Consider the following 20,955-nt stretch of genomic DNA (forward strand, 5'->3'; position numbering starts at 1 on the left):
CCGTCCGCGGCTCCCCGGCCGTCCGCGGCTCCGGAGCCGTCCGCCGCGCCGGGGCCGTCGTCGCGGGGGCCGGCTAGCCGTCGGCCTCCCGGTCGGCCCGGCCGGGCTCGGTCCGGTCCAGCAGCACCTCGTCGATCCGCTCGGTCGGCAGCCGGTCGCCGGAGCTGGCCGTCGCGGCGATCATCAGCTCGCCGGCCAGATCGATCTCGTCGAGGGCCGCGTCGTCGTGGCCGCCGCTGCGGCCGCCCGTGGACGACACCACCTGCACCACCCCTTCAGTGCCTCGCCAGCCCGGGCGGCAGCCACCCGGAGTCCAGCCTAGGCACTTCGGGGCCCGTCCACATGGCACGGACGGGCCATCTCGGCGCCGCCGAAACGGGTGGCCGTCGCTCCCCGGACGGCCACCCGCTCCGGCCGCACCCCGTCTCGCCCCGGCGCCGGGGCGCTGCCCCGGCCGTCCAGGGCCTGTCGGACCCGCCCTACTTCGGGCTCTCCGTGGGCTTCACCTGGTAGATGTCCGAGGCCGCGGGCTCGGCCGCCTCCACCGGCCCGCCGAAGTCCCGCAGCGAGGTCGTCGACGTCACCTTCACCTGGTCCTTCGGCTCCTTGGACCCGGCGACCCCGGCGAAGGTGAACACCTCGACCACCTTGTGCAGCCGGCCCTGGTCGTCCAGCCAGACGTCGTACGGGACCTCCTTGACGGTGAAGGTCTGCCCGCCCATCCGCAGGCCGTCACCGCCCCGGCCGCCCGTCGCGTCGGCCGCCTTCGCGAGGTCCAGGGTGCCCCGGTAGTGGTGCAGCGCGACCCCGTCGACGGTCTCGGTGCCCACCGCCTCCGCCTTCTGCGCCCCGCGCAGCGCCCCCGCCGCCGAGGCCGGGTCGGTGGCGCCGCTGCTGACCAGGTTGCCGTCCGGCAGCTGGCGCACGTCCAGCTTGACCCACTTGCCCTCGGGCACCTTGGCGCCGCTGTTCTGGAGGTAGACGGTGCCCGGCAGCACCACCTCGACGATCTTCCCGGTGGTCGCCGCGCCCGGCGGCACCTGGATCTCCAGCCGGCCGACCCGCTTGACGTAGTCGTAGCCGCCGGTGCCGCTGAACGAGGCCTTCTTCTCCGCGGACTCGGTGACCAGTTCGGTCGCGGTGCGCGCGGAGCCGGTGCGGCCGGTGATGTCGGCGGCGTTGCGCACCGCCGTCAGCGGATCCGCGGCGAGCTGGTCGGGGGCGCCCGACTGCTGGTCGGAGGAACCGCCGCCGGCGCCGCCGGAGCAGCCGGCGGCCCCCGCCGCCAGGGCGGCGGCGAGCAGGGCGGCCCCGGCCGCCGAGCGCAGGTGCGGACCCGGACGGCGTGCCGGCCGTCCGGCGCGCTGCTGGTCGGTCATCTTCATCCTCGCGAGAACCCCCTCGGGCCCGACTGCCCCGCCGGCCACCACCGGGTGGGCAGAGCTCTTTCCGGGCAAACGAGTTGGGGCGCCAGGGGTTACGCAGGACCGGAGTTCCGGGCGCGTCGCGCAGCGGGCGTCCGGCGCGTTACGGTGAACCACGTGCACAGTGAGCTGCCGGTCTCGCCCGGCACCGCCCGGATGCCCGAACACCGCCTCGCGATCAGGGAGCGCGGCTCCTTCGCCTTCGCGACCTGCAGCTGCGGCTGGTACGCCCCGGCCCGCCGCTCGCGCGACCTGGCCCGCCGCGAGGGGGCCGGCCACCTCAGCGAGAACGGCGCCGAGCCGGACTGAGCCCGCGGGGCTCCGGACGGCTCCTCCCGGGCTCCTCTGCGGCTCCTTCCGGGTTTCCCGGCGGCTTCTGCCGGGCCGCGGGGCTCGGGGCCGCCGGGAGGTCAGGCCGCGAGGTCGGACTCCGGCGGCTGCTCCCCGGCCCGCACCGCCCCGCGCCCGCGCCGACGGCTGCGCGGACCAGCCCCGGTCCCGGCACGGGCCGCGCCACCGCGCTCGGACGCCCGGATCAGCGGGGCGACCGCGGTCCGGCTCAGCGCGTGGCAGAACGGCACCAGCACCGCCATCGCGATCGGCGCCAGCAGCAGCACCACGGCGACGGCGAGCGCGAAGCCGCCGATCACGTCGGTCGGGTAGTGGACGCCCATGAACATCCGGCAGAAGCCCTGGAGGACCGCCAGCCCGCCGGCGATCCAGCCCAGCCTGCGGTTCACCAGGAACAGCGCCACCGCGACGCCCATGGTCATGGTCGAGTGGTCGCTGACGAAGGAGTGGGTGCCGGCCTTGCCGTCCACCAGCACCAGCAGCCCGGGATGGTCGACGAAGGGGCGCGGGCGGTCGACGATCGCGGCGATCGGCAGGTTGGCCAGCTCGGCGAGGGCCACCGAGATCGGGACCCAGAGCAGCCCGGCCATCGCCACCGGCGCGTCCGGACGGCGCCTGGCCTGGAGCCAGGCGACCAGGCCGAGCATCGCCAGGCCGATCAGGATGCCGTACTCGCCGACCCACGAGACCATGTGGTCCAGCCACAGCGGGGAGCGCTTGGCCAGGCCGTTGACGGCGTAGAGCAGGTCGAGGTCGGGGTTGGTCGTGTCGGCAAGCGGCGTCGACACGCCGCACCTCCTTCTGGTCCGCTGCAGCTGGTCGTCGTGGCCGGGGCCCGCCCGGTGCGGGTAGCTGACGAGGGGCCACCGGAGGAAACGTCATTTCCGGGGCACAGCGTTCCACGGAAACGCGCGGTTATCGAAACTTGACTCAGCGTCCACAGTGCGCACACAGGTCCCGGCCGTCCGGTCGCACCGGGCCTACCGTCCCGGGCCGGCGGGGCTCGGTCCGGCCTGCGCGGGCGGGGCGGCGGCGACCGCCCGGGCGGTCGCCGCCGGTGCGCCGCCCTGGTTCGCCGCGGGGGTGGTGGGCTGCGTCCCGCCCGGACGGCTCGGGGCGTTGACCGCGCCGTCGTTGTTGCGGGTCGGCAGCGCCTGGGCGCCGTCCGAGGTGACCCGGGTCGCGCCGATGTACTCCCTGGTGTCGATCCTGTCGTAGCGGATCACCGCCCCGGTGTGCGGCGCGTTGATCATGTAACCGCCGCCGACGTAGATCCCGACGTGGTGGATGCTCCGCGGATCACCGAGGTCCGTCGCCCAGAACACCAGGTCGCCGGGCCGCAGTTGGTCGCGCGACGGGTGCGGCCCGGCGTACCATTGGTCGTTGGCCACCCGGGGCAGGGTGATGCCCACGCTGGCGAACGCGGCCTGGGTCAGGCCCGAGCAGTCGAACCGCCCGTTCTGTGAGGGCAGGCCCTCACCGCCCCACAGGTACGGGGTGCCGAGCTTGGTCTGCGCGAAGTAGATCGCGGCCGCCGCCTGCGAGGACGCCTCCACCGGCGCGGTCGGCGCGGTGAAGCTGCGGGCCATCGCCTGGATGTTCCGCACGTAGCCCTGGGTCTCCCTGTACGGCGGCACCCCGTTGTACCGCTCCACCGCGCCCTCGCCGGCGTTGTAGGCGGCCAGCATGTTGGCCTGCGGATCGCCCGGGACCTTCGCGATCCGCTTGGCGATCGCGCAGTCGTAGGTCGCCGCCGAGGCGATGGCGTCCAGCGGGTCCCAGACGTCCGCCCTGCCGTCCCCGCTGCCGTCGGTGGCGTACTCGGTCCAGGTGCCCGGCATGAACTGCGCCATCCCCTGCGCCCCGACCCCGGATCGCGCCCTGGGGTCGAAGCCGCTCTCCTGGTACAGCTGCGCCGCGAGCATCGGCGCGGAGATCTCGGGGCAGAGCCCGCCCCACCGCTGGATCGGTTCCTGATAGGCCGCGGGGACCGTTCCGGGGGACAGGGCGGAACGATTCGCCGACTGCTGCGGCGTCCCACTCGCCGCATAAGTCCCCAGCGTCACCAGCCCGATGAACCCGAACGCAACAACTCCCGCAGCGGCGGCGGCCGTCCCGGCCTTCCGGAGTACCATCAGCACCATCCCGACGAATCGTCAGTCGAAGTGTCCCGGAAGGCGTTGCTCACCGCAATCATCAGAGATACGAACAGTGAGCGCTATCCTTCGTACGGTGTACATCCTCGCGTACGTGTCCGATGCCTCACGACCAATCCGCGAGAAGTAGCCAAGTCGACATCAGATCTGGCCAAGAATAGGTACCGACCCTTCGCGCGGGCCGGGTCCGGGCCCTTGAATTTGCCTGATCGGGCGGTGAGATGGAAATGAACCTGAGCAGCGTGCACACCAATGCGGTCAGCCACCTGGCCGAGGACCCCCCCAAGAAGCCGAACATCGACACCATCATCGGCGGGATCGCCCCGGACTGGGGCCCGTTCGCGACCCTCGGCTCCGAGGCACGGGTGATGGTCGAGGTCGTCATGGCCGTCGCCATCCTCATCTGCCTCGGCATCGCGGTCTGGGGCGCGGCCAAGCAGCGGATCGGGGCGACCGCGATGCGCGACAGCTTCGGCGCCGAACAGGGCAAGGGGCTGATCGTCGCCGGACTGACCGGCGTGTTCATCATCGGATCACTCGGCACCCTGTTCACCATTGTCTACGGAATGGCGATCTGACGATCGGACAGCAGTAGTCCGACCTGCCCGGGACCGGATCCCCGTCCGGACCCCCTCCGGGGCAGGCCCGCCAGGAGTCCACCCCCGTTCCCACCCTCCGTCCGCGCCCGCCCCCGGGCGGAGGGCCCCCGGAGCCGCCCCGGCTCCCCGCACCAGGAGGGCCGCCGTGCCGTTGTCCGACGACCAGCCGCGCACCCGTACGCGCCTGCCGGTCGGCGAACAGTCCTCCGCCCAGCCGAACCTCCGTCAGTCCCGCCCGATGCGCGCCCTGCTGGCCGTCCTGGTCGTCGTCACCCTGCTCGTGGTGGCCATCGCCGTCGCCAACCGCGTCACACCCGGCACGGGCGGCGGAAGCGGCGGCGGTGGTGCCTCCGCCGACCGCGCCGCCTCCGGCGCCGGCCCGGCCCCCAGCGGCGACCAGCCCGTCGGCACCACCGTCAACGGCATCCCGACCGGCTACCCGCACACCGAGCCGGGCGCCCAGTCGGCCGCCACCAACTACGCGGTGGCGATCGGCTCCGCGGACATGTTCCGCACCGACAGCAGGCACGGCATCGTCACCACCATCGCCGACCCGGGCGCCCTGGCGGGGCTGCAGAGCCGGCTGGACCAGGGCTTCGGCGGCGACACCGCCACCCGCTACGGCCTCGACGCCCAGGGCCACGCGCCCAAGGGCCTCACCTTCGTCAGCCGCACCGTCCCGGTCGGCACCAAGTCGACGGGCTACAGCGACGGCGACGCCAAGGTCGAGGTGTGGTGCACCGGCCTCACCGGCCTCGCCGGCGAGCGCTCCGTCCAGCCGGTGACCACCAACTGGTTCACCCTCACGCTCTCGCTGCACTGGACGGGCAGCGACTGGAAGCTCACCGACTTCACCAGCAGGCAGGGCCCCGCGCCGGTGCCCGCAGACCAGCAGGCCGCCACCGCCGATGAGATCACCGGCGCCGTCCAGCAGTTCGGGGGGTTCCGCTATGCCCGTTGACCAGACCTCACGCCGTTCCGGCGCACGGCGCCGAGCGGGCACCCTCGTCGGTGTGCTGGCCACCTTGCAGGTGGCGGCGCTGTCGACGGCTCAGCGGGTATTCGCTGAACCGTCGCCGACAGCCACTCCGACCTGTCAAAAGGTCGATCTTCCGATCCCCGGCAGTGACGCAGGCTGTGCTCCTGGGGGAGCTGTCGTCATTCCCGGTAGTGGCGCGGTCAACACCGTGACCGACCCCCTAGGGTCGTTGGCCAAGAGCTGTGCGCAGGCCGCGGCGTGGGTGGTGCGGAAGCTGTCGGGGGCGATCGACGGGACGACGCAGGTGGACTTCACCAACGCGTCGTTCCTGCAGCAGTACGCCGTGGTGTTCGCCGTGTCGACGGTGATCACGCTGGTGCTGTGGCTGCTGGCGGTGTCGAAGCGGGCGGTGCGGGGGGCGCCGCTGGCGACGGCGTTCTCGGAGGCGATCGGGTTCCTGTGGCTGACGGTGGTGGCGTCCGCGTTCACGCCGTTGATCCTGTACACCGTGGTGAGCGTGACGGACGGGCTGACCAAGGCGATAGCGGTCGGGACGAAGACGGACACCGGGTCGTACCTGGGAGGGTTCGCCGACACGTTGGAGAAGGGCGACGTGGGCGGTGGCCCGCTGATCCTGGTGATCGTGTCGCTGGTGGCGGTGCTGGCGGCGGCGGTGCTCTGGGTCGAGCTGCTGATCCGGGCGGCGATGCTGTACGTGGGCGCGCTGCTGGGCACGGCGGTGTACGCGGGGCTGGTGGACCGGCAGCTGTGGAAGCACGTGCGGCGCTGGGCGGGGGTGATGCTGGCGGTGGACCTGGCGAAGCCGATCATCGTGGTCATCCTGGGTCTGGCGGGCGCGGTGGCGACCGGGGCCGGGGCCGACGACGACTTCGCCCGGGTGCTGTCCGGGCTGGCGATCCTGTTCCTGTCGATCTTCGCGAGCGCGTCGGTTTACCGCTTCGTGCCGGGCTTCGGCGACGAGATGCTGAACCTGCGGGGGGCCCGGGCGAACGCCGTCCAGGCCGGTTCGGCGATGATCAACGGCACCGCGAACCTGATGAAGCAGGGCATCAGCACCCACGGCGACCGCGGTCCGCAGGCGTCCGGCACGGGTGGCGGCGGGGGCGCGGGCGGTGGTTCGGTGGCGCCGGGCATCGCCGCCCACGCCGGCCGGACGCCGGCCCCGCCGCCGCAGGGCGGACCGCCGCCGGCTCCGGTTCCGATCCGCGACAGCAATCCAGCGAAGGGGGGGTGACGGGTAAGTGAGCAGCGAACCGCTCGGCCAGTACGGCGCCCAGTACGCCCAGCCGTACGTGCACCAGCGCCGCACCTACCTGATCGGCAAGGCCCGCCCGAACGCGCCGATCGGCCGGAACCGGGAGTCCGGCGAGATCATGCTGATCATCTTCGGGGCCTTCCTCGGCATGCTCTGGGGCCTGCTGATGCCGGTCCTGCCGCTGCGGATCGGTGGTCTGGTCGGTCTGCCGGCGCTCGCCATCGCGGCGGTGTACGTGCCGTACCGCAAGCGGACGTTCTACAAGTGGGTGGAGATCAACCGCACCTACCGCCGGACGGTCCGCAGCGGGCGGGCGGTGTGGCGCTCGGACGTGATGGACGCCGGCACCCGGCTGGACGGCCGGGAGGTGGAGGTGGGACCGCCGCCCGGGGTGGGGCGGCTGCGCTGGCTGACGGCGCCGTTCGGGCCGGACGAGGTCGGGGTGCTGATGCACCTGGAGCGGCGCACGGTGACGGCCGCGATCGAGATCGAGGGCCCGGGCGTCGGGCTGCGCGACTCGGAGGACCAGGAGGCCCTGGTCGACCGGTTCGGGACGCTGCTGAAGCACGTCGCCAACGGGGACGGCTTCGTGACCCGGCTGCAGATCCTGGCCCGGACCCTGCCGGCCGACCCGGACGCGCACGCCAAGGACGTCGAGCGGCGCGGCGACCCGTCCTCGCCGCGCTGGCTGCAGGACTCGTACGACCAGCTCCAGTCGATGGTGTCGACCTCCTCGGAGCAGCACCGGGCGTACCTGGTGGCCTGCATGCACTACACCCGCGACCTGGCGGCCGAGGCGCACGCGATGGGCCGGACGGCCACCGGGCGGCGGGCGCGGGACGACGAGGGGCTGGCGGCCGTGATGGCGCGCGAGCTGACCGACATCTGCGCCCGGCTGGCCGAGGCGGACATCCGGGTGCGCCAGCCGCTGGGCCAGGCCCGGCTCTCCTCGCTGCTGCACTCGATGTACGACCCGGACCACCCGATCGACCACATCCAGGCGATGTCCCGGCGCAACGCCTGGCCGGCCGAGCTGGACGCGACCGAGCCGCAGTACCTGCAGGCGAAGACCCGGGAGTCGGCGACCCGGGAGCCGTGGTGCCACGCCACCGCGTGGATCAAGGAGTGGCCGCTCACCCCGGTGGGCGTCAACTTCCTGGCACCGCTGCTGGTGCACACCCCGGACGTGATCCGGACGGTCGCGGTGACGATGGACCTGGAGCCCACCGACGTCGCGATCGAGCGGATGCTGACCGAGAAGACCAACGACGAGGCCGAGGCCAGCCGCGCGGCGAAGATGAACCGCACGGTCGACCCGCGCGACCTGGCCCACACCGGCCGGGTGGACCAGCGCGGTGACGACCTGGCCTCCGGCGCGGCCGGGGTGAACCTGGTCGGCTACATCACGGTCTCCTCGCGCAACCCCGACGCGCTGGCCCGCGACAAGCGGACCATCCGGGCCTCGGCCGGCAAGAGCTACCTCAAGCTGGAGTGGTGCGACCGCGAGCACCACCGGGCCTTCGTGAACACCCTCCCGTTCGCCACCGGCATCCGCCGCTGACCACCGCCGTCCGTCCGACCCCCCGTCCACCGCTGACCCGTCAGGAGGCCGCCCATGGCCCTCGGCAACCTCACCGAGGCGTTCACCAGCCTGATGTTCGGCAAGGTGGAGACCACCCGCCTGCCGGTGCGCACCTCCACCGGCCAGGCGCAGGCCGTCTACCTGCCGACCGCCGCGCCCGGGCTGGGCGACTCCGGTGTGATCATCGGCCGTGAGGTGTACAGCGGCAAGGGGTACGTGTACGACCCCTTCCAGCTGTACGGGCAGCAGCTGCCCGCCCCGCACTGGCTGGTGCTCGGCGAGTCCGGCAACGGCAAGTCGGCGCTGGAGAAGACGTACGTGCTGCGGCAGCTGAGGTTCCGCGACCGCCAGGTGGTGGTGCTGGACGCGCAGGGCGAGGACGGCGTGGGCGAGTGGAACCTGATCGCCGACGCGCTGGGCATAAAGTCGATCCGGCTGGACCCGATGGCGGCCCGGGACGGCGGGGTGAAGCTCAACCCGCTGGACCCGGCGATCACCCAGACCGGCCAGCTGTCGCTGCTGCGCACCATCGTCGAGGTGGCGATGGGGCGCGGGCTGGAGGAGCGGGCCGGCTTCGCGCTGAAGGCCGCGCACGCCCACGTCGTGGCCTCGGTGACGGACCGCCAGCCGGTGCTGGACGACATCATCGACACGTTGCGCAGCCCCCACCCGTCCTCGGTGGAGTCGCTGGGCGTGGCGGTGGACGAGGTGCAGTCCTGGGGTCTGGACGTGGCGCTGGTGCTGGACCGGCTGGTCGACGGTGACCTGCGCGGCATGTTCGACGGGTCGACCACCGAGGGCATCGATCTGGACGCGCCGCTGATCGTCTTCGACCTTTCGCACATCGACCGCAACTCGATCGCGATGCCGATCCTGATGGCGATCGTCGGGGTGTGGCTGGAGCACACCTGGATCAGGCCGGACCGGAAGAAGCGCATCTTCCTGGTCGAGGAGGCCTGGCACATCATCAACAGCCCGTTCGTGGCCCAACTGTTCCAGCGGCTGCTGAAGTTCGGCCGCCGGCTGGGCCTGTCCTTCGTGGCGGTGGTGCACCACCTGTCCGACGTGGTGGACGGCGCGGCGGCCAAGGAGGCGTCGGCGATCCTGAAGATGGCCTCCACCCGAACGATCTACATGCAGAAGGCGGAGGAGGCGCGGGCCACCGGCCGGGTGCTGGGCCTGCCGCGCTGGGCGGTGGAGATCATCCCCACACTTTCGCCGGGCATCGCGGTCTGGGACGTCAACGGCAACGTCCAGGTGGTCAAGCACATCATCACCGAGGCCGAGCGCCCGCTGGTCTACACCGACCGCGCGATGACCGAGGACGCGGTGGCCGAACGGGTGCGCGCGGAACGGCAGTTGGCGGCCGAGCCGGGGGTCTGAGCCGGCACCCGCGGCCCGGCGGCCGGCCGCCGGGCCGCGGGTGCCCGGGGCGCTCCGCGCAGGCTCCGCTCCCTGCCGACCGCGACGGTTCGTCAGTAGGTAATCCTCTCGTTACGTTCGACGTCCTGACAGCTACGCGCGTTGACCCTAGGCTTCGCAGTCGCAACACATCTCGAACGCCGACGCTGTCCACAGCCGGTGCTCCTTCCAAGGTGCAGGGGAACCCTTCATGCTCACCGTCAGATCCCGACGGACGGCGCTCGCCGTCGTCGCCGCCGCAGGTCTGTTCGGCACGGTGGCCGTGCCGACGGCCGCCCAGGCCGCCGGCGCCGACGCCAAGCGCCACAAGACCGTCAACCTCCAGCTGCTGGCGATCAACGACTTCCACGGAAACCTGGAACCCCCGGTCGGCAACTCCGGCACGATCAAGGAGATCGACCCGGCCACCGGCAAGGAGGTCGCCACCCCGGCCGGCGGCATCGAGTACCTGGCCACCGAGCTGCGCAAGGCGCGGATCCCGGCCGACGACTCGATCACCGTCGCGGCCGGCGACATCATCGGTGCCAGCCCGCTCACCTCGGCGCTCTTCCACGACGAGCCGACCATCGAGGCGATGGACAAGCTCGGCCTGGACGTCACCTCGGTGGGCAACCACGAGTTCGACGAGGGCGCGCAGGAGCTGCTGCGCATGCAGGAGGGCGGCTGCCACCCGACCGACGGCTGCTACGAGCCCGGCCGCACCTTCAAGGGCGCCAACTTCAACTACCTGTCGGCCAACGTCACCGACGAGAAGACCGGCAAGCCGCTGCTGGCCCCGTACTGGATCACCAAGTCCCAGGGCGTGAAGGTCGGCTTCATCGGCGTCACCCTGGAGGGCACGCCGAACATCGTGACCGCCGAGGGCGTCAAGGGCCTGAAGTTCGCCAACGAGGTCACCACGATCAACAAGTACGCCGCCGAGCTCAAGGCCAAGGGCGTCAACTCGATCGTCGCGCTGATCCACGAGGGCGGCTACCCGGCCGGCTCCGTCTACAACTACGACTGCGGCGCGTCCGGTCAGGGCGTCTCCGGTCCGATCGTCGACATCGCGCAGAAGATCGACCCGGCGGTCGGCGCCATCGTCACCGGCCACACCCACAACGCGTACGCCTGCAGCATCCCCGACCCCGACGGCGTCCCGCGCTCGGTGACCAGCGCCGCCTCCTTCGGCCGGCTCTTCACCGAGATCGACATGAAGCTGGACAAGACCACCGGCGCGATCGTGCGTCCCTCGGTCAAGGCCGCGAACCACGTGGTGCGCCGCACGGTCGAGAAGGCGCCCGACATGACGGCGCTGGTCGACCACTACTCCAAGCTCGCCGCCCCGGTCGCCAACCGTCCGGTCGGCTACATCGCCTCGGACATCAACGGCCGCGGCAGCAGCGACCTGGAGAAGCCGCTCGGTGACGTGATCGCCGACGCCCAGCTGGAGGGCCTGGCCCCGGCCGACAAGGGCGGCGCGCAGGTCGCGTTCATGAACCCCGGCGGCATCCGCTCCGACCTGGTCTTCAAGGACCCGTCGGGCGACCCGAAGCTGAACGGAGTGGTGACCTACAGCGAGGCCTTCACCGTCCAGCCGTTCACCAACATGATGCAGGTCAAGACGCTGACCGGCGCCCAGCTGGTCCAGCTGCTCCAGCAGCAGGTGAGCGGCCCCAACGCCGCCGCGCCGAAGATCCTCCAGGTGTCCTCGAACCTGCACTACACCCTGGACATGCGCAAGTCCGGCGCCGACCGGGTGGTCCTGGACTCGGTCCGGCTGAACGGCGCCCCGGTCGACCCGGCCGCCACCTACCGGGTCGCGGCCAACGAGTTCCTGGCCGGCGGCGGCGACGGCTTCCCGGCCTTCGCGGCCGGCACCGACAAGCTGGTCGGCGCCTCCGACCTGGACGTCTTCACGGCCTACCTGAGCGCCCACAGCTCCGCGGGTGCGCCGCTGCAGGCCCCGGCGCAGGACCGGATCAAGATCGTCGGCCCGGGCAGCGACATCGACTGACCGTGAGCCGGCCCAGGAGGGGGCGGGTGGGGCGCTGTCGGGGCGCCCCGCCCGCCCCCTCCGCCGTTCCGGGGCCCCGTGGGCGCCGCGGCCCCGTCACTCCGGGGCGGGGCCGCCGGGCAGCCGGACGGTGGCCAGCGCGCCCGGGCCGCCGTCCGCGGCCGGTCCGAGGGTGACCTCGCCGCCCGCCTCCCGGACGCTCTGCGCGACGATCGACAGCCCGAGGCCGGAGCCCGGCAGCTGCCGGGAGGAGGGCGAGCGCCAGAACCGGTCGAAGACGTACTGGAGCTCGTCCGGCGGGATGCCGGGGCCGTGGTCCCGGACGGTCAACACGCCCTGGTGCAGCCGGACCTCGATGGTGCCGCCGGGCGGGCTGTACTTGACCGCGTTGTCCAGCAGGTTGATCACGGCCCGTTCCAGCCCGGCGGCGTCGCCGTGCACGTACCAGGGCTCGGTGTCGGTCTCGAAGACCAGCCCCGGGCCGCGCAGCTCGGCCCGCTCGACGGCCCGGGCGGCGATCTCGTGCAGGGCGGTCACGGTGGGGGCGGGCCCGCTCTTCGGGGTGTCCGGGCGGGAGAGCTGGAGCAGGTCGCCGATCAGGACGGTGAGCTCCCGCATCTGCGCCTTCATGTTGCCGAGCAGCTTGGTCCTGGTCGCGGCGGGCAGCGGGCGGCCGGTCTGGTCGCTGCGGATCAGCAGGTCGACGTTGGTGCGCAGGGAGGTCAGGGGGGTGCGGAGCTCGTGCCCGGCGTCGGCGATCAGCCGGGTCTGCCGCTCGCGGGAGTTGGCCAGGGCGGTGCTCATGGAGTTGAACGAGGTGGACAGCCGGGCGATCTCGTCGTGGCCGTGAACCGGGATGGTGGTGCCGACCTCCTCGGTCCGGGCGATGTGCTCGACGGCGTCGGTGAGCCGGTCGACCGGCTTGAGGGCGGAGTGGGAGACCAGGCGCCCGGCGACGGCGGCGAGCAGGACGCCGCCGGCGGCGACGGAGCCGAGCAGGACGGCGAGGCCCCGGAGCGACTCCTCGACGGGCTGGGTGGAGGTCGCGACCATGACGACGACCGGCACCCTGTACCGGGGGTCCTCGGTCAACCGGACCAACGCGGGCTCCCCGTTGGTGTACCGGCCCTCCCGGATGATCGACTGGCCGGGCGCGAGCCGGAAGGCGGCTGAGTCCTCCGGCACGGTCACGATCGCCTTGGTCGCGCCGGGGGGCAGGCAGACCCCCGTGCCGCGCGCGAGGAACTGGGTGTCCCGGGGAGCGGCCGCGCTGATCCCCTGCGGGCTGCCGCCGGGCTGGCGTTCCAGCGCGTGTTCCGGGGTGTCGTAGCAGGCGAGGTCCCCCCGGCCGACCGGGGCCGGCGGCGCCCCGGCGAGGTCCGCGCGGACCTGGCCGTACAGCTGCTTCTCCACGATGAACCAGCACGCCAGCGCCGACAGCGCGATCGCCACCGCCACCGCCGCCGCGCTCAGGAAGGTGAGGCGGCTGCGCAGCGAGCGGGAGCGGTACCAGCGGAGGAGGCGCCGCCGGCGGTCGGAGGCGCGCGACGGGACCAGCGGCGGGGCGAGCGGAGGGGGCGGAACGTCGTTCACGCGTTCGTGCCGGCGGCCGGGCGCAGGGCGTAGCCGACGCCGCGCACGGTCTGGATCAGCCGGGGCATGCCGCCCTGCTCGGTCTTGCGGCGCAGGTACATCACGTACACGTCCAGGGAGTTGGAGGAGGGCTCGAAGTCGAAGCCCCAGACCGCCTTGAGGATCTGTTCGCGGGTGAGGACCTGGCGGGGGTGGGCGAGGAACATCTCCAGCAGCATGAACTCGGTGCGGGTGAGTTCGATCGGCTTGCCGGCCCGGGTGACCTCGCGGGTGGCGGTGTTCATCCGCAGGTCGGCGAAGGCGAGCACCTCGCTCTCGTCCTCGACGGCCGCGCGGGCGGCGGCCTCGGCGGCGAGGGCGTTGCGGCGCAGCAGGGCGCGGACCCGGGCGAGCAGTTCGTCGAGCTCGAAGGGCTTGGCGAGGTAGTCGTCGGCGCCGACGTCGAGGCCGGTGACGCGGTCGCCGACGGCGTCGCGGGCGGTCAGCATCAGCACCGGGACGGTGTCGCCGCGCGAGCGCATCCGGCGGACGGCGGTGAGGCCGTCCATCCGGGGCATCATGATGTCCAGCAGGACGAGGTCGGGCCGGTCGCGTTCGACGGACTCCAGGGCTTCGTAGCCGTCGGTGGCGGTGGCGACCTCGTACCCCTCGAAGGCGAGGCTGCTCTCCAGGGCGTCCCGGAGGGCGGGTTCGTCGTCGACCACGAGGAGCCGGGCGGAGGGGTGGCCGGCCTCGGCGATGGTGCGGTCGTCGGCGGACGGGGTCATGGGCGGGTGCCCTTTCTCGTCGGGGGGAGGGCCTGCTGGGAGCAATTGTCCGTCTCAGGGCGTGCGGCTCACAGGTTCTGGCCGGCTTCGAGTTTCGGCAGCACCTGCTTGACGTCGTTGATCGGGATGGCGAAGCCGAGGCCGACGCTGCCGGCCGGGCCGCTGCCGGAGGAGCCGGAGCCGCCGGGCGCGTACATCGCCGAGTTGACGGCGATGACCTGCCCCTCGGCGTTGATCAGCGGGCCGCCGGAGTTGCCGGGGTTGAGCGCGGCGTCGGTCTGGAAGGCCTTGTAGGTGGTGCTGGTGCCGGACTGCGGGGCGGTGCCGCGCAGGCCGGGCAGGTAGGGGAGGCCGAAGCCGCCGTTGGCGCTGGTGCTGCCCTCGTCGAGCTGGACGGTGACGTCACGGTTCTCCGCGCTGATGATGCCGGAGGTGACGGTGCCGGTGAGGCCGTCGGGGTTGCCGATGGCGACGACCGGGTCGCCGACGGCCACGGTGGAGGAGTCGCCGAGGACGGCGGGGACGAGGTCCTTCGCGCCGGTCGCGGTGATGACGGCGACGTCGAGGGCCTTGTCGGTGCCGGTGACGGTGGCCTGGGCGGTGGAGCCGTCCTTGAAGGTGACGGTGATCCGGCCGCCGGCGGCCGCGGTGTCGATCACGTGGTAGTTGGTGAGGATCCGTCCGTCGGTGTCCAGGACGACGCCGGTGCCGGTGGCGGTGCCGGTGCCGGTCCGGACGGTGATCTGGACGGTGCTGGGCGAGACGGCGGCGGCGACCGCGGCCACGTCGGCGCTGCCGTCGGAGCGGGCGGAGACCGGGCTGGCGACGGTGCCGACGCGGTTGTCGGGGTTCTGCCGGTCGGCGGCGACCAGTCCGCCGGTGACCCCGCCGAGGAGGGCGGCGACCGCGGCGACGGCGGTGACCAGGGCGAGCCGGCCGCGCAGCAGTCCGCGCCGGGCCCGGCCGCCGCGGTCGCCGGGGCCCTCGGGGGAGCCCGGTCCGAGGAGCGTGGGCGGCTCGGGCGGGACCGGCGGGGGCGGCGGCGGTCCGTCGAAGGCGCCGCCGGAGTGGTCCTCGCGGTAGCCGTACCCGTACCCGGGTCCGTACCCGTCCTGGCCGGTGGTGCCGGGGCCGCCGACGGCCGGGCCGCCGCCGAGCACGGTGCCCTCGATCACCCGGGGCCGGCGGGCCGGGTCCGGGACGTGCTGCTGCCGGGTCTCGTACGGGTCGTACGGCTCACTGGGGTGGCGCTGCTGTTCGGTCATGCCGACCAAGCTCGGCCCGCCGCATGAGGAGTGCATGAGAACCGGCTCAGAACGGGGAGAGAAGCCCGTTGGGTTCTCATAAAGCCTGGTCAGGCCGCCTGCCGAGCGGAGCCGGCCGCTCCGGTACTCGCCGGCTACTGCGCCGCGGACCGGCCGGGGGCGTCGCCGGCGCAGCCGCAGGAGCGGCGGATGACCAGCCGGGACGGGAAGGTGCGGACCCGCTCGGTGTCCGAGCCGGGCACCATCAGCGAGTCGTCCAGCACCAGGTCCACGGCGGCCCGGGCCATCGCGTCGCGGTCGGAGGCGACGGTGGTCAGCGGCGGGTCGGCGAGCGCGGCCTCCGGTACGTCGTCGAAGCCGGCCACCGCGAGATCCTCCGGGACCCGCAGGCCGACCTCGCGGGCGGCCCGCAGCACGCCGATCGCCTGGTCGTCGGTGGAGCAGAAGATCGCCCGGGGCCGGTCCGGCGAGCGCAGCACGTCGAGCGCGACGTCGTAGGCGCCGTAGCGGTGGAAGGGCGCGTCGATCAGGTGCGGCTCGGTGGGGACGCCGTGCGCGTCCATGGCGCGCTGCCAGCCCTCGACGTGGTCGATGACCGGGTCGCCGGGGGCCGGGGACTCGACCGGGCCGCCGAAGCAGGCCACGTACGGGTGTCCGTGGACCTCCAGCAGGTGGCGCACGACCGCCTCGGCGCCCGCCACGTCGTCGGTGACCACCGCGACGTCGTCGATCGCCTCGGGACGGCGGTGCAGCAGCACCACCTTGGCGCCCTCCATCGCGGCGAACTCCTCGGCGGCGCGCTGCGAGGGGCCCTGGCTGACCAGGATCAGGCCGGAGACCCGCATCCCGAGGAAGGCGCGGACGTAGTGCACCTCGCGGTCGTCCACGTAGTCGGAGTTGCCGATCAGCACGAGCTTGCCGCGCTCGGAGGCGGCCCGTTCCACGGCGTGCGCCATCTCGGCGAAGAAGGGCTGGCGGGCGTCCGGGACGACCATGCCGATCAGGTTGGTGCGCCGGGAGGCCATCGCCTGGGCGACGCTGTTCGGCCGGTAGCCGAGCTGCTCGATCGCGGCGAGCACCTTCTCGCGGGTCGCGGGCGCGACCGGGCGCGGCCCGTTGTTGATGACGTAGCTGACGACCGCGGTCGAGGTACCAGCCAGTCGGGCTACATCGTCGCGCGTCACTTTGGCCACGGGGGGAGTCTACGCGTGTGGTCTCCGGGGCGGCAGTGGGATCCGGGCCCCGTTCGGCAGGCCGGCCGGCGGGTCCGGGAGGAACCGGACAAGCCGGGCGGGGGTGCCCGCCCGGCTCCGCGCCGGTGTCCGGACGGGCCCGGGCTCAGGCCTCCAGGGGGGCGGCGGGGCGCTGGGCGAGCTCCGGCCGTTCGCCCTTCTCGGGCTTCTCCGGCACGACGAAGCGATAGCCGACGTTGCGTACGGTGCCGATCAGCTGTTCGTGCTCGACGCCGAGCTTGGCGCGCAGCCGCCGGACGTGCACGTCGACCGTCCGGGTGCCGCCGAAGTAGTCGTAGCCCCAGACCTCCTGGAGCAGCTGCGCCCGGGTGAAGACCCGGCCGGGGTGCTGCGCGAGGTACTTGAGCAGCTCGAACTCCTTGAAGGTGAGGTCGAGCGCCCGGCCCTTGAGCTTGGCGGAGTAGGTGGCCTCGTCGACCGAGAGGTCGCCGTTGCGGATCTCCATCGGGCTGTCGTCGGAGACGACCTGGAGGCGGCCGAGCGCGAGCCGCAGCCGGGCCTCGACCTCGGCCGGGCCGGCGGTGTCCAGCAGGACGTCGTCGATGCCCCACTCGGCGGTGACGGCGGCCAGGCCGCCCTCGGTGACCACCAGGATCAGCGGGCAGCCGATGCCGGTGGAGCGCAGCAGCTGGCAGAGGCTGCGGATCTGCGGCAGGTCGCGCCGGCCGTCCACCAGGATGACGTCCGCGCTGGGGGTGTCCACCAGGGCCGCGCCCTCGGCGGGAGCCACCCGGACGTTGTGCAGCAGAAGTCCGAGGGCGGGCAGCACCTCGGCTGAAGGCTGCAGCGCATTGGTGAGGAGGAGGAGAGAACTCATACCCGGTGGTCCCCTTTCCGGGTCGTCGCGGTCGCATGACGGCTGCCGCCACAGCCGGATGGCGCACGTGCTGAGGGGGTGGGGAGGACGACGGCGGCCCGCGGCGAACCGGGGGAGCGGACGGCGTGCAGGGCGCGACGGCGGGTCGGCCGGGGGTCCCGCAACCCCTGGCGCACCGTTTCTGCCCTGTTCATCACCGTGAACCCTCCGGTCTGGTCCGGCGGCGGGTGGCGGCCCGGTGCCGGGTGGCGGCGCCCCGGCCGGCCGGGGCACCTCGTTGTGCCGCGTCAGGCGGGACGGTCCTGCTGCGCGCCGGGGGTGGGCCGACGAATCGCAAGAACGTCCGTACTGGCGTCCTGAAAGCACGAAAGGACCCGGGGGCGACTCTGCCCGGATCCCTCTTGGTGGTCGAGGATAGCCGACCGCCCCTTCCGCCGGGAGTGCGGGAATCCGGCGGTTCACCCAATTCGGGCGTGCGCCGGGTGAGGCTGGACACAGCTTCGAGCGCCGGGCCGGCGCCGCCCGGTGGCGGTCCGGTGGGAGGCCGGTGCGCGTTCCGGGTCCGTCCGGCCAGGGCGATTGCCGCTCGTGGCGGTGGACGCGCCATCATGGGACGCACATCGGAGGCGCTGTTCGGGTCCATCGTTCGGGTGGTCGGGCGGGCCGTCGCGGTGGCGAGCCGGACCGGGGTACCGGGGGCCGGGCGAGGACGACGAGAAGGGGTGGCCCGATGGGCGCGACCACCGAGCCCGCGAGCGGCGCCCGGGTGCGCGGGACGATCCGCTACTGGGCGGCGGCGAAGTCCGAGGCCGGCCTGGCCGAGGAGCCGTACCAGGCGGCGACCCTGGCGGAGGCGCTGGCGGCGGCCAGGGAGCGGCACGCCGACCGGCCGAAGTTCGTCCAGCTGCTCGGGCACTGCTCGTACCTGGTCGACGGGGCCCAGGTGGGCGGCCGCGACCACGCGACCGTCGCCCTGACCGAGGGCGGGGCGGTGGAGGTCCTTCCCCCGTTCGCGGGAGGCTGAGCGGCGTGACGGACATGAACAACCCGAACCATCCCAACCGCGGCGGCTACGGCGAGTGGCCGCAGCAGCCCCACCAGCCGCAGCAGCCCCACCAGCAGCGGCAGCCGTACCCGCCCCAGGGGCAGCAGCCGCCGCAGCCGGGCCACCAGTCGCCGTACGGGTACCCGGTGGACGACGCGGCGGCGACCACGGTCATGCCGCCGGTGCCCGCGTTCGACGACGCGGCCGCGACCACCCTGCTGCCACCGGTGCCGGCGGCGGACGACGCCGAGGCGACGGCGCTGCTGCCGCCGGTGGTGGTGTCCGGTTCCATGCCGGTCGCGCCGCCGCGGCACCCGCAGCAGCAGTTCCAGCAGTCGCGGTACCAGCAGCCGCCGCAGCCGCAGTCCCAGCACCCGCACCCGCAGCCGCAGCCCCAGTCGTCGCGGCAGCAGCGGCGGCGGCAGCCGGAGCAGCCGGAGCAGCCCCAGCCGGACCCGACGATCCAGCTCCAGCAGCCGCCGAGGCCGCGGGCCCGGCACGCGGCCCCCGCCGCGGCGCCGCAGCCCGCCCCCGGGCAGCCGACAGCGGAGGCCTTCGACCCGCCGACCATGACGCTCAAGCGCCCGACCGCCCCCGGCCCGCTGGGCCCGGCCGGCGCCCCCGGACCGCTGGGCGCCCCCGTCGCAGGGCCGTACGCGGCCGTCCCCCCGCAGGCCGTGCCGCCCGCCGGCCCGCGCCGGACCGGCTCGCCGATCATCGACCCGGGCCTGCAGCCGGCCCTGATCACCGCCGGCGCGGCCGCGCTGCTGGCCGGCGGCGCCGCGCTCGGGCAGATCGCGCTGGCCCTGGTGGTCGCGCTGCTCCAGCTGCTGACGGCGGCCGGCTGGTTCCGGCTGAACGGCATGTGGCCGGCCCGGCAGGGCATCCTGCTCGCCGCGCTGGCCGGTCTCACGGCGGACGCGGCGGTGCTGCTGGCGGACTCCGGCGGCGGCGCGGCGGCCGTGGTGGGCACCCTGGGCGGGTTCTTCCTGCTCGTCCTGGTGCTGCAGACGTTCCGTCCGTCGGACCCGAAGGAGCGGTTCTACGCGCTGACCGTGCTCGGCTCGGCCACCGTGGTGACGGTGCTGTGCACCGCGCTGCTGGTGGCCGACTGGGTGCCGGCCGCGGTGGGCGCGGTGGCGCTGGCCACCCTGCTGGCCGCGGCGCCGCTGCCCGGGCCGAAGCAGCTGGGCCCGGTGCTGGGCCTGGCCGCGGCGGTGGCGCTGGGCCTGCTGGTCGGGGCGCCGCCCGCGCTCGGCGCGCTGGCCGGGCTGGGCGCGCTGGTCGGCCGCCGGGTCGCGGCGTACGACTTCCCGTCCCGCTTCGTGCACATGACGGCGGGCGTGGCGCTGCCGCTGGCGGTGGCGGCACCGCTGGTCTGGATCGCCACCGACCTGCTGGCCTGACCCGCCGGCCGGCCCGCGGTCCGCTTCGGTCGGATTCCGGCTCCGGAACCATGTTCCGGGGCCGGACGTCGTACGGTCGTGCGGGGGCGGACGTGTGCCGCGTCCGCCACCGAACGGTGCACGACCCACCGGGAACGACCCTCCGGGAACGAACCACTGCGAACGATTTCAGCGACGAACGACCACTGCGACGGCGACGACGGGGGACACGATGCGCGGATGGCTGAAGACCACGATCGGCCTGGCGGTGCTCTCGGGCCTGCTGCTGGGCGCCGACCGGATCGCGGTCGGCGTGGCCGAGGACGAGGCCGCCGACCGGATCGTGAAGAGCGGCCGGATGAGCCAGCGCCCGGACGTCTCGATCGAGGGATTCCCGTTCCTCACCCAGGTGCTGTCGATGAAGCTGGACGACGTGCGGATCGCCTCCGACGGCCTGACCGTCGGCGACGGCGGCCACCAGGTGGCGCTGCACTCGTTCAAGGCGCAGCTCTCCGGCGTCAAGGTCGGCGACAGCATGAGCAGCGCCACGGTGGACAGCGGTACCGGCAGCGGGGTGATCTCCTACCCGGACCTCGCGCAGCTGCTGCCGCCCGCCTCCCAGCTGCTGCGCGGGGCCAAGCTGCCGGTGGGCGGCAACTCCCGGCTGAGCCTGTCGTATGCCGGTCCGGGCAAGGTCAAGGCCTCGCTGGGGCCGCTCGCGATCGGCGAGGGCACCGTGCACAACAAGGGGAACACCGTCACGGTGGACGGCTTCCGGCTGACTTCGCTGGCGGGGATGGTGGCCGGCGCCACCGGCCAGCAGCTGGAACCGATGAGCTTCACCCTGGACTCGCTGCCGGCCGGGCTGAAGCTGGCCGACAAGGAGGGCGGGAGCGGCGTGACGCCGCTGGCGGAGGGCCTCCAGCTGACCTTCGACGGCAAGGGCTTCAAGCTCCTGGGCTGATTCCCGGCCTCCGTGTGGCAGTCCCCGGCCCCGCCGAATCGTTCCGCTCCGCGAGACGCGCTGTCCAGCGCGGACCGCGGA

The 20,955-nt window shown here is 73.5% G+C and carries 19 protein-coding genes; 10 read left to right on the forward strand and 9 right to left on the reverse strand.

Annotation, left to right across the window (positions count from 1 at the left end):
• Positions 1-73: 73 nt before the first annotated feature.
• Positions 74-262, reverse strand: a complete 189-nt coding sequence (locus ACFY0X_RS34495; protein ID WP_387760465.1) for a hypothetical protein — start codon at positions 260-262, stop codon at positions 74-76.
• Positions 263-479: 217 nt separating this feature from the next.
• Positions 480-1,379, reverse strand: a complete 900-nt coding sequence (locus tag ACFY0X_RS34500) for a hypothetical protein (protein ID WP_387760466.1) — start codon at positions 1,377-1,379, stop codon at positions 480-482.
• A 162-nt stretch (positions 1,380-1,541) separates the two neighbouring features.
• On the opposite strand from ACFY0X_RS34500, the gene ACFY0X_RS34505 reads away from it, so the two are divergent.
• The gene (locus ACFY0X_RS34505; RefSeq protein WP_387760467.1) at positions 1,542-1,733 is read left to right on the forward strand and encodes a hypothetical protein; all 192 of its coding nucleotides are present in this window, start codon (positions 1,542-1,544) and stop codon (positions 1,731-1,733) included.
• A 101-nt stretch (positions 1,734-1,834) separates the two neighbouring features.
• Here ACFY0X_RS34505 and ACFY0X_RS34510 read toward each other — a convergent pair whose 3' ends face one another.
• Both ACFY0X_RS34510 and ACFY0X_RS34515 read right to left on the reverse strand, forming a co-directional pair.
• Complete coding sequence (locus ACFY0X_RS34510) at positions 1,835-2,563, reverse strand: phosphatase PAP2 family protein (protein WP_387760468.1); 729 nt, start codon at positions 2,561-2,563, stop codon at positions 1,835-1,837.
• Positions 2,564-2,755: 192 nt separating this feature from the next.
• Positions 2,756-3,910, reverse strand: a complete 1,155-nt coding sequence (locus ACFY0X_RS34515) for an NlpC/P60 family protein (RefSeq protein WP_387760516.1) — start codon at positions 3,908-3,910, stop codon at positions 2,756-2,758.
• Between the two features lie 248 nt (positions 3,911-4,158).
• On the opposite strand from ACFY0X_RS34515, the gene ACFY0X_RS34520 reads away from it, so the two are divergent.
• The 6 genes from ACFY0X_RS34520 to ACFY0X_RS34545 all read left to right on the forward strand — a co-directional run bounded on the left by ACFY0X_RS34520 (position 4,159) and on the right by ACFY0X_RS34545 (position 11,785).
• Entirely contained in the window at positions 4,159-4,509 is a 351-nt protein-coding gene (locus tag ACFY0X_RS34520; protein ID WP_387760469.1) for a hypothetical protein, read from the forward strand.
• Between the two features lie 166 nt (positions 4,510-4,675).
• On the forward strand, positions 4,676-5,491 hold the full coding sequence (locus tag ACFY0X_RS34525; protein WP_387760470.1) for a hypothetical protein: 816 nt from the start codon (positions 4,676-4,678) through the stop codon (positions 5,489-5,491).
• Positions 5,492-5,543: 52 nt separating this feature from the next.
• Positions 5,544-6,764, forward strand: a complete 1,221-nt coding sequence (locus tag ACFY0X_RS34530; RefSeq protein WP_387760471.1) for a hypothetical protein — start codon at positions 5,544-5,546, stop codon at positions 6,762-6,764.
• Positions 6,765-6,771: 7 nt separating this feature from the next.
• Positions 6,772-8,346, forward strand: coding sequence for an SCO6880 family protein (locus tag ACFY0X_RS34535; protein ID WP_387760472.1), 1,575 nt, complete (start codon positions 6,772-6,774; stop codon positions 8,344-8,346).
• A 54-nt stretch (positions 8,347-8,400) separates the two neighbouring features.
• Positions 8,401-9,750 (forward strand): ATP-binding protein, encoded by a 1,350-nt coding sequence (locus ACFY0X_RS34540; protein ID WP_387760473.1) that lies wholly within the window; start codon positions 8,401-8,403, stop codon positions 9,748-9,750.
• 229 nt (positions 9,751-9,979) lie between these two features.
• On the forward strand, positions 9,980-11,785 hold the full coding sequence (locus tag ACFY0X_RS34545) for a bifunctional metallophosphatase/5'-nucleotidase (RefSeq protein ID WP_387760474.1): 1,806 nt from the start codon (positions 9,980-9,982) through the stop codon (positions 11,783-11,785).
• 96 nt (positions 11,786-11,881) lie between these two features.
• Here the strand turns inward: ACFY0X_RS34545 and ACFY0X_RS34550 are convergent, their stop codons facing one another.
• The 5 genes from ACFY0X_RS34550 to ACFY0X_RS34570 all read right to left on the reverse strand — a co-directional run bounded on the left by ACFY0X_RS34550 (position 11,882) and on the right by ACFY0X_RS34570 (position 17,480).
• Positions 11,882-13,378, reverse strand: coding sequence for an ATP-binding protein (locus tag ACFY0X_RS34550; RefSeq protein ID WP_387760475.1), 1,497 nt, complete (start codon positions 13,376-13,378; stop codon positions 11,882-11,884).
• Positions 13,375-14,145: a response regulator transcription factor gene (locus tag ACFY0X_RS34555; RefSeq protein ID WP_387760476.1), complete on the reverse strand. Its 771-nt coding sequence runs from the start codon at positions 14,143-14,145 to the stop codon at positions 13,375-13,377. The genes ACFY0X_RS34550 and ACFY0X_RS34555 overlap by 4 nt, the downstream gene beginning before the upstream one ends.
• Positions 14,146-14,213: 68 nt before the next feature.
• Positions 14,214-15,410, reverse strand: coding sequence for a S1C family serine protease (locus ACFY0X_RS34560; RefSeq protein WP_387760477.1), 1,197 nt, complete (start codon positions 15,408-15,410; stop codon positions 14,214-14,216).
• 134 nt (positions 15,411-15,544) lie between these two features.
• Positions 15,545-16,603, reverse strand: a complete 1,059-nt coding sequence (locus tag ACFY0X_RS34565; RefSeq protein ID WP_387760478.1) for a LacI family DNA-binding transcriptional regulator — start codon at positions 16,601-16,603, stop codon at positions 15,545-15,547.
• 145 nt (positions 16,604-16,748) lie between these two features.
• Positions 16,749-17,480: a response regulator transcription factor gene (locus ACFY0X_RS34570; protein ID WP_387760479.1), complete on the reverse strand. Its 732-nt coding sequence runs from the start codon at positions 17,478-17,480 to the stop codon at positions 16,749-16,751.
• A 730-nt stretch (positions 17,481-18,210) separates the two neighbouring features.
• Between ACFY0X_RS34570 and ACFY0X_RS34575 the strand changes: the two genes are divergently transcribed.
• The 3 genes from ACFY0X_RS34575 to ACFY0X_RS34585 all read left to right on the forward strand — a co-directional run bounded on the left by ACFY0X_RS34575 (position 18,211) and on the right by ACFY0X_RS34585 (position 20,874).
• Positions 18,211-18,504: a MoaD/ThiS family protein gene (locus ACFY0X_RS34575; protein ID WP_387760480.1), complete on the forward strand. Its 294-nt coding sequence runs from the start codon at positions 18,211-18,213 to the stop codon at positions 18,502-18,504.
• A 5-nt stretch (positions 18,505-18,509) separates the two neighbouring features.
• Positions 18,510-19,931, forward strand: coding sequence for a hypothetical protein (locus tag ACFY0X_RS34580; RefSeq protein WP_387760481.1), 1,422 nt, complete (start codon positions 18,510-18,512; stop codon positions 19,929-19,931).
• Positions 19,932-20,142: 211 nt separating this feature from the next.
• Positions 20,143-20,874, forward strand: coding sequence for a DUF2993 domain-containing protein (locus ACFY0X_RS34585; RefSeq protein WP_387760482.1), 732 nt, complete (start codon positions 20,143-20,145; stop codon positions 20,872-20,874).
• Positions 20,875-20,955: the final 81 nt, after the last annotated feature.

This window comes from Kitasatospora sp. NPDC001547, from assembly GCF_042894165.1.
Taxonomy (GTDB): Bacteria; Actinomycetota; Actinomycetes; order Streptomycetales; family Streptomycetaceae; genus Kitasatospora.